This is a genomic window from Nocardia sp. NPDC058705, from assembly GCF_042749305.1.
GTDB lineage: Bacteria > Actinomycetota > Actinomycetes > Mycobacteriales > Mycobacteriaceae > Nocardia.
Map to the genome: position 1 here is coordinate 59,698 of NZ_JBHYRN010000025.1, position 12,122 is coordinate 71,819.

A 12,122-nucleotide genomic window follows, 5' to 3' on the forward strand; every position below is an offset into this window, starting at 1 on the left:
GCGGCCATATCCGGGAGGTACGCGTGACGACTTCTTCACAGGCACTACAGAACGGTGCCACCGAGACGATCGAATTCGAGACCCCGAACGCCGAAGTGGTGGTCTCCGGTCGCAACGTCGAAATTCCTGACCACTATCGAATCTATGTCGCGGAGAAGCTGTCTCGGTTGGAGCGCTTCGACCCGTCGATCTTCCTCTTCGATGTGGAACTGTTCCACGAACGCAACCGTCGTCAACGCAAGGCCTGTCAGCGCGTGGAGATCACCGCGCGCGGCCGAGGACCGATCGTGCGCGCCGAGGCGTGCGCCGACAGCTTCTACGCCGCGCTCGAATCGGCCGTCCAGAAGATCGAGAGCAGACTGCGCCGGACCAAGGACAAGCGGCGCGTCGTGCACTACGGCGACAAGACGCCGGTCTCGGTCGCGCAGGCCACCGCGACACTCGTCGACGACTCGCTGTTCGCACTGCCGGACGGTTCCGCCGCGCACGACCACGACGAGGCGGCCGAGGACACCGGCCCCGGTCACATCGTGCGCACCAAGGTGCACACCGCGACACCCATGTCGGTGGACGACGCCCTCTATCAGATGGAATTGGTCGGCCACGACTTCTTCCTCTTCCACGACAAAGAGACCGACCGCCCGTCGGTGGTCTATCGCCGACACGCCTTCGACTACGGCCTGATCAAGCTGGCCTAGCACGTCGACCCAGCCGGGCATCCGCTACGAGCGGGTGCCCGGATTCGTCTCAGCCACCGAAGGTTTCGTGATGCACGGCCTCGGCCAGCGAACGTCGCGCACGCCAGCCGAACCGTTCCAGATCCGGCACCTGCTGGAATTCCGCCACCGGCCCCACGCACAACCAGGCCACCGGCTTGATCCCGGCGGGCAGCCCGACGAGTTCGCGCAGGAATTCCGGCTCGTAGAACGACACCCAGCCCACCCCCACCTGCTCCGCGGTCGCCGCGAGCCACAGGTTCTGGATCGCCAGCACTGTCGAGTACAGGCCGGTCTCGGGCACACTCGCCCGGCCGAGCACCTGCGGCCCGCCCCGCGAATCATCGTGGGTGACAACAACACCCGTGCCGCTCTCGATGATGCCGTCGATCTTGATCGGCTCGAAGGTCGCCGCCCGCTCGGCAGGCAGCGACGCACCGAACTCGACCCGCTTGTCCGCCACATGCTCGGCGAAACGGCGCAGCGTCCCTGGCTGACGAACCACTACGAAATCCCACGGCTGTGAGTTCCCGACGCTGGGCGCGCGATGCGCGGCGTCGAGAATTCGCAGCAGGGTCTCGTCGTCGACCGGCTCGCCGGTGAATTCGGCGCGCACATCACGACGCAGGCGGATCGCGTCGTAGACGCTCAGTTGGTCGGCACTCACGCCGACCATACAACCGCAGCCGGGTCAGCCGACCGTGCGGCGGGCCAGCTTACGACCGGCTGCCAGCGCGGTGCGCAGGCCCTGACGACGCCCGGTCACCGGGTCGATCGAGGGGGCGGTGTTGCCGGCGAACAGGCGCTCGGACTTGGTTTCCGGCGCGTCGTCGGTGGTGTGGCGCAGGTACTTGTTCGGCAGCGAGAGTTTGAGGATGGTGCGCCACGACTTGAAGTACTGCACCGGCAGCGAACCGGTGGTGTAGGGCAGGTCGTACTTCTCGGCCAGCTCACGCACCCGTACCGCGATGGCGGCGTAGCGGTTGCTCGGCAGGTCGGGGAACAGGTGGTGTTCAATCTGGTGGCTGAGGTTGCCGCTCATGAAGTGCAGCAGCGGGCCGCCGCTGATGTTGGCGCTGCCCAGCATCTGGCGCAGGTACCACTCGCCCTTGGTCTCGCCCTCGATGTCGGCCTTGGTGAACTTCTCGGCGCCGTCGGGGAAGTGCCCGCAGAAGATGATCGCGTTGGTCCACACATTGCGCACCACGTTGGCGGCGATATTGGCGGTGAGCGTGGTGACGAACGACGGGCCGGTGAGCAGCGGGAAGACCACGTAGTCCTTGAGGGCCTGCTTGCCGATCTTCTTCAGCACCAGCGCGCGGTCGGCCTCGAACTGCTTCCACTCGGGGGAGTCCTTGTCCCACTTCTTCTTGGCGATCTTGCCCAGTTCGAGGTGCTGGATCGCGACGCCGTACTCGAACAGCGCCTGCAGGATGAGGTTGTAGACCGGGTTGCCCAGGTAGAACGGCATCCAGCGCTGGTCACGGGTGACGCGCAGCAGGCCGTAGCCGATGTCGTCGTCCATGCCGAGCACGTTGGTGTACTTGTGGTGCAGGAAGTTGTGGGTGATCTTCCAGTGCGCCGACGGGCCCGCGTTGTCCCATTCCCATGCGGTGGAGTGGATCTCCGGATCGTTCATCCAGTCCCACTGCCCGTGCATGACGTTGTGCCCGATCTCCATGTTTTCGATGATCTTGGCGGAGCCGAGCAGGGCGACACCGGCCAGCCAGGCCGGGGGCAGGAAGCTGGCGAACAGGACGGTGCGGCCACTGATCTCGAGCGCGCGCTGTAACCGGATGACGTTGCGGATATAGCGCGCGTCCGCCGCGCCGCGGGAGGATTCGATCTCCCGGCGGATCGCATCGAACTCCGCACCTAGAGCTTCGACATCCGCTGCGGTGAGGTGCGCGTATTCCTTGACATCCGAGATCGCCATGGCGGCTACAGTACCGTAAGTTACGAGAGCGTAGGTTGGCGATTTTCGGGCCGAATTGTGTGAAAAGTCCTATTGCGCAATCGAGATGTAAATGTTATCAGGCGTGTCGGGCCATACGACGTGCGGCTTTGTCGCGCAGCAGGCCACGTTCGCGCACCGCGCGTTCGCCCAGTGCTCGCTTGGCCTCGCGCAGCGCCAGCTTCTCCTGACGTGCCCGTGCCTTGAGCGCCGTCTTGGCCTCGCGCAGCACTTCCTTCTCGTGCCGTGCCTTGATCTCCAGGGTGACCTTCGCATCGTGCAGCGCCGAACGCAGCCCGAAGCGCTTGCCGGTCTCCGGGTCGACTCGCAGGCTCTCGGGCAGCGAGATACCGGCGAACTTGCGCTCCGAGGAGGTCTCGGGCGCATCGTCGGCGGTGCGCTTGAGGAAGCGGTCCGGCAGTGCCAGCTTGTGGATGGTGCGGAAGGCCAGCAGGTACTGCTTGCCCAGCGACCCGGTGGTGTAGGGCAGGTCGTACTTGTCACACAGCTCGCGCACGCGCACCGCCACCTCCGAATACCGATTGCTCGGCAGGTCGGGGAACAGGTGGTGCTCGATCTGGTAGCAGAGGTTGCCGCTCATGAACGCCATCACGGGACCGGCCTTGAAGTTGGCGCTGCCCAGCATCTGGCGCAGGTACCACTCGCCCTGGGTTTCCCCGTCGAGCTGTTCGGCGGCGAACTTCTGCGCACCGTCGGGGAAGTGCCCGCAGAAGATCACCGCGTACGACCACAGGTTACGCACCAGGTTGGCGGTCGCGTTGGCCTTGAGCGTCGACTTCCAGGCCGGGCCGGTGAGCCCCGGGTAGATCACGAAATCCTTGACGACCTGACGTCCCGCCTTGCGGTAGAAGTCCATGTCGGCGGGCGAGGTGAGGGTGCCCGCCTCGACCCCGGCCAGCTCCTTCTCGATGCCGAGATCGTGCAGCGCGATACCCCACTCGAAGGTCGCGGCCAGCAACAGATTCGCGGCGGGCTGGGCCAGATGCAGTGGGCGCCACTGCTCGTCGCGCGTCATCCGCAGAATGCCGAACCCGAGATCCTCGTCCTTGCCGAGGACGTTGGTGTAGGTGTGGTGCGAGTAGTTGTGCGCGCGCCGCCACTGCGACGACGTGCCCGTCATGTCCCACTCCCAGGTGGTGGAGTGGATCTCGGGGTCGTTCATCCAATCCCACTGGCCGTGGCTCACATTGTGGCCCAGCTCCATGTTCTCGATGATCTTGGCGACCGAGAGCATCGCGGTACCGCCGAGCCACGCCCACCGGTTACGGCTGCCGAACAGCACCGCGCGACCGGCCACCTCGAGGGCGCGCTGGGCCGCGATCGTGCGCCGGATGTACTTCGCGTCGCGTTCGCCACGCGAGGTCTCCACCTCTCGGCGGATCGAATCGAGTTCTTTCCCCAGGGTCTCGATGTCGGCCGCCGTCAGATGGGCGAAGGCCTGGATATCGGTGATGGCCACCGGGGGTCCTCCTGTGTTTAATAGCGGCTGGCGCCGCGGGTTTTCGGCCTCGTAACCTCGATCTTCCCTCCCTGCGGGCACTCCTTCGTCGCACCCACCGGGGGAGTCCAGATCGAGGCGGCCGAAAACCGCGGCTGCGCCGCGAAAAACTCGGCGCTCACTGGCTGTGTCCTGTGAGTGGTCCTAGCGGGTGCCCTCGAGAGTTGATCGAAGTGAGGGGCCTAAGCGATTGCCGTCGGTCAAGGTTATGGCCGACGCCTACTTCGAGGGTACCCGCTCCCCGGTTCCGCAACCGGTTAGATGTCCAGCGTGCAGTCGCCCGCGGCGGCGGAAATGCAGGTTTGGACCTTGTCGCCGGGTTGACGTTCGTCACCGTTGCGCAGATCGCGGGCGTGTCCGGCGGACAGGGTGACCACGCAGGTCTGGCAGATGCCCATCCGGCAGCCGAAGGGCAACTGCACGCCGACGGACTCGCCTGCTTCGAGCAGGCTGGTGGCGCCGTCGACGGTGAGGGTGCGTCCGGTGGTGCCGAAGGTCACGGTGCCGCCCTCGCCGACCGCGGAGCGTTCCACCTCGAAGCGTTCGATGTTCAGCTTGTCGGCCACACCGGCGCTCTTCCAGTGGTTCTCGATCGCGTCGAGCATCGGTGCGGGTCCGCAGGCCCAGGTCTCGCGTTCGCGCCAGTCGGGGTAGAGCTCGTCGAGGCTGGCCAGGGAGAACAGGCCCTGCGCGTCGGTGAGCTGCAGGTGTGAGACGAAGCTGGGGTGCTTGTCGTGCAGGGCGCGTAGTTCGGCGCCGAACATCACGTCGGCGTCGGTGGGCGCGGAATGGACGTGCACCACATCGTGGACGCCGTCGCGACGGTCCATCGTGCGCAGCATCGACATCACCGGGGTGATACCGCTGCCCGCGGTGAGGAACAGCACCTTCGCCGGCGGCGGCTCGGGGAGCACGAAACCGCCCTGCGGCGCGGCAAGGCGCACGATGGTGCCCTCGGCCACTCCGTTGACAAGGTGGCTGGACAGCTTGCCCTCTGGCATCGCCTTCACCGCGATGGAGATGAGTCGCTTGCCGCCCTCGCCGGTCCAGTCGGGCGGACAGGTGAGCGAGTAGGAACGCCAGTTCCAGCGGCCGTCGATCAGGATGCCGATGCCGATGTACTGCCCGGGCCGGTACTTGAAATCGAAGCCCCAGCCCGGCTTGATCACCAGGGTCGCCGAGTCGGCGGTCTCCTTGCGCACCTCGACGATGCGCCCACGCAGCTCGCGCGCCGACCACAGCGGGTTGGCCAGGTGTAGGTAGTCGTCGGGCAGCAGGGGAGTGGTCACCCGGGCTACCGCGCCACGCAACACGTTCAGCTTGCCGCCGCGGTCAGCGACCTGCGCCGCCGGTGCTTCGAGCCATTCCCGGAACTTATTGAGGACCATTTGCTGCGATTTCTCCCTGTCGTGCATTCGAGTCACCGTGGGGTGACTCGCTCGCAGCAAGGTTACGGCATCGTAGGTTCAGCGCCAGTTGTGAACAGTGAGCAACCGCGCCGACCCGCGACAAACAGTTGTTACAACAGCTCGAGCAGGAACGGCACTTCTTGGGGTGCGTACCAGGCGAGCTGGTGGTCCTCGGCGTCGCCGAGCACGAATTCGGCGTCGGTGTCGCCGAGGTCGGCGGCGTCGATGACGTCCACGGCCTTGGCCACCTGCGGTTCGGCATCGGCCAGGTCCACGTGAACCGCCGCGATCTGCTTGAAGGTGACCGGCCCCGACAGCTTCACCACGGCGTCGTCGAGATCGGGCCGCAGTTTCGCCCCCGGCACATCCGCCGCGATCACCGCGCGCCGATACACGGGGCTGCCCGGGTCGGTCGCCGCGCCTTCGTTGTCGACGACCTCGTCGAGCCCGTCGCGCTCGGCGCCGATCAGCCGCATGGAGGCCCGTGCGGCTTCCTGCATCGCCACTTCCGCGAGCTCCTCGTCGTCACCGGCGGCGTAGGCCTCGCGCAGGGCGGGCGTCACGGCGAACGCGGTTCCGCCGAGCGGGAACAGCTCCTGGTCGTCGACCAGCTGACGCAGGATCGGGATCGTCGCGGGGATATAGACGCGCATCGTGTCGTTCTCAGAGACAGGCACCGAGCAACTCCTCCATCGATTCGTGCACCGAGGCCGCGAGGACATCGATGTCGGCCATGGCGTCGCGGTCGGCGTTGAGTCCGTAGAAGACCTGACCGTCGTACGAGGTGAGTCCGAAACTCAACGTCTGATTGCGCAGCAGCGGCGATACCGGATACATCTCCAGCATGCGCGCCCCGCCGATGTACATCGCGGTCTGTGGTCCCGGCGCGTTGGTGATCACCAGATTGAAACTGTTGTCGGCGAAGGTACTCGCCGCCCGCACGCTCATCGCGTGCAGGCTCGCGGGCGCGAACCCAGCCAGGTGCACGAGCGTGCGCGCCCGCACCCCGCGACGCGTGCGGCCCGCGGCCTCGGTGGCGTGCGAGATGTGCGAAAGGCGCATCGTCGGATTCGGTTCGCCCACCGGCAGATCGATGAGAAACGAGGAGACCTCGCTGGCCGGGGTCAGCTGGTTGTCGCCGTCGACGTAGACCGACATCGGCACCACCGCACGCAGATTGGTCGACTCGATCAGCGCCTCGTTGCGCGAGAGCAACCAGTTGCGCAGCGCCCCGGTGACCACCGCGAGCACCGTGTCGTTGATCGAGCAGTCGAAATGGCGGCGGATCGTGCGGTAGTCCTCGAGATCGGTGCGCACCACGTCGAAGCGCCGGCTGCGTGAGGTGCGGGCGTTGAGCGGGCTGTCCGGCGCCGCGCCCGAGGTCGCCGCGCGCACCACATTGGCCGCGGCCTTCACCGCCATCCGCGTGCCGCGCACCACCCCGAAGGCGTTCGATCCGGCATCGCGCATCACGCTGTAGGCCTCGCGCGGCTGCGCGGCCAACTGCGACAGTGCCCCCGCCAGCAATTCCACATCCGACGGTTCGCGCGGCGCCCGCCAGGCATCGTCGGCCAGTTCGCGCGGTAAGGGCGAGTTGTCGAGGATCACGTGACCGATCTCCAGGGCGGTGTCACCGTCCACCAACGCCGAATGCGACTTGGTGAACACCGCGGCGCGCCCGTCGGCGAGCCCTTCGATCAGATACATCTCCCACAGCGGTCGCCCCTGGTCCAGGGGGCGTGACGCGAGCCGGGCGACCAGGTCGTAGAGCTGTTCGTCGCTGCCGGGACCTGGCAGTGCGGAGCGGCGGATGTGATAGCTGATGTCGAAGCGACTGTCCTCGACCCAGACCGGCCTGCCCATCGCCAGGGGGATCTCGCGCACCTTGCGGCGATAGCGCGGCACCATCGGCAGCCGGGATTCGACCAGGTCGACGAGCCGCTCGTAGTCAAGGACCTGGCCCGATGCGTCAGGGGAGGAGTTGTTCAGGATCGCGAGAGAGCCGATGTGGATCGGATTGCTGCTCGATTCGAGCCGGTAGAACGACGAGTCCTGCGGCGTCAATCTCGTGATCACGCGCTCCGATACTCCTTCCGGTGCCGTAGCACGCAACGCGGGCGCATGGCGCTGATCGCCGCACGCGCTACATCCTACGTCACGGCAGTTCAACAGCAGTGCCGGGCAACGAGGCTCGCCGAGCGTCGTGACCTGGGGCAATGAGTGCGCCGGTACGTCGGGCACGGGTCCGCGCCGCCGGGTACGGTGGTCTGCGGACTACCATCGCCGTTGAACACAACTCCGACCAGAGGACTGACGAGACCCGTGCCTGCGCTGACACTGACGAGGTTGCTACGGATTGGTGAAGGTCGCATGGTCAAGCGGCTCTCGAACCTCGCCGATGAGGTCATCGCGTACGGCGACGAGATCGAGTCGTTGACCGACGCCGAGCTGCGCGCCAAGACCGATGAGTTCCGCGAGCGTTACGCCGCCGGTGAAACCCTCGACGACCTGCTGCTCGAGGCCTTCGCCGTGGCACGTGAGGCGTCGTGGCGAGTGCTGAACCAGAAGCACTACAAGGTCCAGATCATGGGTGGCGCCTCGCTGCACCTGGGCAACATCTCGGAGATGAAGACCGGTGAGGGCAAGACCCTGACCTGTGTGCTTCCCGCCTACCTGAACGCGATCTCCGGCGACGGCGTGCACGTCGTCACGGTCAACGACTACCTCGCCAAGCGCGACTCCGAGTGGATGGGCCGCGTGCACCGTTTCCTCGGTTTCGAGGTCGGCGTGATCCTCGGTGGCATGACCCCGGCCGAGCGCCGCGTGGCCTACAACGCCGACATCACCTACGGCACGAACAACGAGTTCGGCTTCGATTACCTGCGCGACAACATGACCCACTCCCTGGACGATCTGGTCCAGCGCGGTCACAACTTCGCCGTGGTCGACGAGGTCGACTCCATCCTCATCGACGAGGCCCGCACCCCGCTGATCATCTCGGGCCCTGCCGATGCCTCCTCGAAGTGGTACGCCGAGTTCGCGCGCATCGCGCCGCTGCTCAAGAAGGATGTCCACTACGAAGTCGACATCAAGAAGCGCACCATCGGCGTGCACGAGGCGGGCGTTGAGTTCGTCGAGGATCAGCTCGGCATCGACAACCTCTACGAGTCCGCGAACTCGTCGTTGGTGAGCTACCTGAACAACGCGATCAAGGCCAAGGAGCTCTACCAGCGCGACAAGGACTACATCGTCCGCGACGGCGAGGTCATCATCGTCGACGAGTTCACCGGCCGCATCCTGGTCGGGCGCCGCTACAACGAGGGCATGCACCAGGCGATCGAGGCCAAGGAGAAGGTCGAGATCCAGCCGGAGAACCAGACCCTGGCCACGATCACCCTGCAGAACTACTTCCGCCTCTACGACAAGCTGTCCGGTATGACCGGTACCGCCGAGACCGAGGCCGCCGAGCTGCACGCCACCTACAACCTCGGCGTGGTCCCGATCCCGACGAACAAGCCGATGATCCGCAAGGACCAGTCCGACCTGATCTACAAGTCGGAAGAGGCCAAGTTCGCCGCCGTCGTCGACGACGTCACCGAGCGCCACGAGAAGGGCCAGCCGGTCCTGATCGGTACCACCAGCGTCGAGCGCTCGGAGTACCTGTCCAAGCAGTTCACCAAACGCGGTGTGGCGCACTCTGTTCTGAACGCGAAGTTCCACGAGCAGGAAGCCCAGATCATCGCCGAGGCCGGTCGCCCCGGCGCGGTCACGGTCGCCACCAACATGGCCGGTCGTGGTACCGACATCGTGCTCGGCGGCAACGCCGACATCATCGCCGACATCCTCCTGCGCAAGCAGGGTCTTGACCCGGTGAACACCCCCGACGAGTACGAGGCCGCCTGGCACTCCGCGCTCGAGCAGGTCAAGAAGCAGACCGAGGAAGACGCCGAAACGGTCCGCGAGGCGGGCGGTCTCTACGTGCTCGGCACCGAGCGCCACGAGTCGCGTCGTATCGACAACCAGCTGCGCGGTCGCTCCGGCCGTCAGGGCGACCCGGGCGAGTCCCGTTTCTACCTGTCGCTGGGTGACGAGCTGATGCGCCGCTTCAACGGTGCCGCCCTCGAGGCGATCATGACGCGCCTGAACCTGCCCGACGATGTCCCGATCGAGGCCAAGATGGTCTCCAAGGCCATCAAGAGCGCCCAGACCCAGGTCGAGCAGCAGAACTTCGAGATCCGCAAGAACGTGCTGAAGTACGACGAGGTCATGAACCAGCAGCGCACCGTCATCTACGGCGAGCGCAACCAGATCCTGCGTGGCGAGGACATGGAGGGTCAGGTTCAGAACATGATCACCGACGTGACCACCGCCTACGTCGACGGCGCCACCGCCGAGGGCTACGTCGAGGACTGGGACCTGGACAAGCTCTGGACCGCTCTCAAAACCCTCTACCCGGTGACCCTTGACCACAAGGAACTCACCGGCGAAACCGCCACCGGCGACGCGGGCGAACTCAGCCGCGACGAACTCCGCGAGCTCCTCCTCGAGGACGCCCACAACGCCTACGAGAAGCGCGAACAGGAAATCGACGGCCTCGCAGGCGTCGGCGCCATGCGCAACCTGGAACGCCAGGTCCTGCTCTCGGTCCTGGACCGCAAGTGGCGCGAACACCTCTACGAGATGGACTACCTCAAGGAGGGCATCGGCCTGCGCGCCATGGCCCAGCGCGACCCCCTGGTCGAATACCAGCGCGAAGGCTTCGACATGTTCGCCGCCATGCTGGAAGGCCTGAAAGAGGAATCCGTCGGCTTCCTCTTCAACCTCCAGGTAGAGGTCCAGCAGCCCCAGCCCGAAGGCGTCTCCATCGACAAGGGCCTGCGCTCCCCAGTAGGCGCCCCGGTCCAGGACGCCCCCGTCCAAGCCCCACCCGCCTTGCGCGCCAAGGGAATCGGCGACACCACCCCCCGAGCCATGAACTACTCGGGCCCCGCCGAAGACGGCCACGCCGAATCCCACTCCGACGCCCAGGAATACGGCGGCCAACAGCAATCCGGCACCCGCCGCGAACGCCGCGTAGCCGCCCGCACCGACTCAAAGGGCAAGCGCCGCCGCTGATCACGACCGGCCACGAGGGCTCCCACGGTTTTGAGTGGGAGCCCTCGTTTTTGCCCGATGGTGCATGTACTATTGCATGCATGGTTGCCTTGCAGATTCGTGACGTTCCTGAGCCGATGCGTGATCAGTTGGTGGCGTTGGCGCGGCGGCGGGGGCAGTCGTTGCAGGCTTTTCTCTTCGATCTGGTTCGTGATGAGGTTCGTCGTCAGGACAACCTCGCGGTGCTCAAGCAGTTCAGTCCGGTGACGTGGGATGTCGCGTTCGCTTCGCGGGACGTGGTGGTGGCGCTGGATGCTGAACGCGCTGAGCGTGATTCGGTGCTCGGTGGGCCGGAGATCGGGGAGTGATCGTGGTCGATGCTTCGGTGTTCGCCCATGCTCTGCTGAATCCCGACCCGCTCGGTGACAGCTGTCGTGCGGCTCTCGAAGCCGACAATCGCTGGATCGCGCCTCAGCACTGGACCGTGGAGGTTCTCTCGGTGATTCGCCGTTTCATGCGTGCGGGCACGATCAGCGCCGAGCAAGCGGCCCGAGCGGTGACGGCTGTGGAGAAACTCGACCCGGAAGTCCCGGTCACCCGCGTTCTCGTGCGCAGAATCTGGGAACTACACGACAATCTGACCGCCTACGACGCCGCCTACGTCGCGGCGGCGGAGGCCTACGGTTGTGATCTGCTCACCACTGATTCACGACTGGCGAACGCGCCGGGGGTCACCTGCACGGTGCGTGTCCTGACGGCGTCGGCGGGTGCTGCGCCGCGATAGCCGACCTCAACTCGCCCGGTGGATCGGGTGGACGCGGGAGAGGGCGCGTTTGGCTTCGGCGAGGGAGATCATCTGGTCTTCGTCGTCTATTTCGGCGACTGCCGCTTCGGCCCATTCGCGTAGGAGAGTGGAGACGCCTACTCGGCGTTCGTCGGCTAGGGATTTCAGGCGTGTATGTAAGCCGAGGGGGAGGCGGATCGACGTGGTCACCATGATGTCTTCGTTGACCGGAAGGCGTGGTGGGGCGTCGGTGGGCTCGTTGGAGAAACTCAGCCGATCCATGAAGTCGGCGAGTTCTTCTTTGCTAGACGGAAGTCCCGGCTCGCTCATGATTGGCTCCCACTTTCCCACTGCTCGAATTGCGCCAGTTCCTCGGCGCGCATCGTGCGTGCGCCGATGATCACCCACGTCCAGTCCTCCCGCTGTCGCATCACCACGATCAGCGGGCGGCCTGCTGTGGTGCGCCCCCACACCGTCAACACGGTCACCTGGCCGTCGAAGGCCGGGCGTGGCCACCGTCGTGACGCTGCGAGGACCTGCCGAACCTCGCTGGGTTCGATGCCGATCAGGTGAGCGATCGCCCAATCAGGCCACTCGAAACCCATAAGTCCATAATACTCACGTAGTAACGCCATGTGAAAGAACT

The 12,122-nt window shown here is 65.7% G+C and carries 12 protein-coding genes; 4 read left to right on the top strand and 8 right to left on the bottom strand.

Annotated features, from left to right (window positions below; translation table 11 throughout):
* The first annotated feature begins 23 nt into the window (after nt 1–23).
* Entirely contained in the window at nt 24–698 is a 675-nt protein-coding gene (gene hpf, locus ACFW6D_RS24640; protein ID WP_379331804.1) for a ribosome hibernation-promoting factor, HPF/YfiA family, read from the top strand.
* Between the two features lie 49 nt (nt 699–747).
* Here hpf and bluB read toward each other — a convergent pair whose 3' ends face one another.
* The 6 genes from bluB to ACFW6D_RS24670 all read right to left on the bottom strand — a co-directional run bounded on the left by bluB (nt 748) and on the right by ACFW6D_RS24670 (nt 7,674).
* Complete coding sequence (bluB, locus tag ACFW6D_RS24645) at nt 748–1,392, bottom strand: 5,6-dimethylbenzimidazole synthase (RefSeq protein ID WP_379331806.1); 645 nt, start codon at nt 1,390–1,392, stop codon at nt 748–750.
* A 15-nt stretch (nt 1,393–1,407) separates the two neighbouring features.
* Nucleotides 1,408–2,652 (bottom strand): fatty acid desaturase family protein, encoded by a 1,245-nt coding sequence (locus tag ACFW6D_RS24650; protein WP_379331808.1) that lies wholly within the window; start codon nt 2,650–2,652, stop codon nt 1,408–1,410.
* 97 nt (nt 2,653–2,749) lie between these two features.
* The gene (locus ACFW6D_RS24655; RefSeq protein ID WP_379331810.1) at nt 2,750–4,150 is read right to left on the bottom strand and encodes a fatty acid desaturase family protein; all 1,401 of its coding nucleotides are present in this window, start codon (nt 4,148–4,150) and stop codon (nt 2,750–2,752) included.
* A gap of 296 nt (nt 4,151–4,446) precedes the next feature.
* Nucleotides 4,447–5,577 (bottom strand): ferredoxin reductase, encoded by a 1,131-nt coding sequence (locus tag ACFW6D_RS24660; protein ID WP_379331811.1) that lies wholly within the window; start codon nt 5,575–5,577, stop codon nt 4,447–4,449.
* 131 nt (nt 5,578–5,708) lie between these two features.
* Complete coding sequence (locus ACFW6D_RS24665) at nt 5,709–6,251, bottom strand: DUF6912 family protein (RefSeq protein ID WP_379331899.1); 543 nt, start codon at nt 6,249–6,251, stop codon at nt 5,709–5,711.
* Between the two features lie 10 nt (nt 6,252–6,261).
* Nucleotides 6,262–7,674, bottom strand: coding sequence for a wax ester/triacylglycerol synthase family O-acyltransferase (locus ACFW6D_RS24670; protein ID WP_379331813.1), 1,413 nt, complete (start codon nt 7,672–7,674; stop codon nt 6,262–6,264).
* A 246-nt stretch (nt 7,675–7,920) separates the two neighbouring features.
* Here ACFW6D_RS24670 and secA point away from each other — a divergent pair, with 246 nt between their 5' ends.
* From secA to ACFW6D_RS24685, 3 genes are all read left to right on the top strand, one after another.
* Complete coding sequence (gene secA / locus ACFW6D_RS24675; protein ID WP_379331815.1) at nt 7,921–10,713, top strand: preprotein translocase subunit SecA; 2,793 nt, start codon at nt 7,921–7,923, stop codon at nt 10,711–10,713.
* A gap of 80 nt (nt 10,714–10,793) precedes the next feature.
* Nucleotides 10,794–11,060, top strand: coding sequence for a hypothetical protein (locus tag ACFW6D_RS24680; protein WP_379331817.1), 267 nt, complete (start codon nt 10,794–10,796; stop codon nt 11,058–11,060).
* Nucleotides 11,061–11,062: 2 nt separating this feature from the next.
* A complete protein-coding gene (locus ACFW6D_RS24685; protein WP_379331819.1) occupies nt 11,063–11,476 on the top strand; it encodes a type II toxin-antitoxin system VapC family toxin in 414 nt (137 codons plus the stop codon).
* Between the two features lie 6 nt (nt 11,477–11,482).
* Here ACFW6D_RS24685 and ACFW6D_RS24690 read toward each other — a convergent pair whose 3' ends face one another.
* Together ACFW6D_RS24690 and ACFW6D_RS24695 are read right to left on the bottom strand one after the other, a co-directional pair.
* On the bottom strand, nt 11,483–11,806 hold the full coding sequence (locus ACFW6D_RS24690; protein ID WP_379331821.1) for a hypothetical protein: 324 nt from the start codon (nt 11,804–11,806) through the stop codon (nt 11,483–11,485).
* Nucleotides 11,803–12,081: a hypothetical protein gene (locus tag ACFW6D_RS24695; protein WP_101466053.1), complete on the bottom strand. Its 279-nt coding sequence runs from the start codon at nt 12,079–12,081 to the stop codon at nt 11,803–11,805. Before ACFW6D_RS24695 ends, ACFW6D_RS24690 begins: the two co-directional genes overlap by 4 nt.
* Between the last annotated feature and the right edge of the window lie 41 nt (nt 12,082–12,122).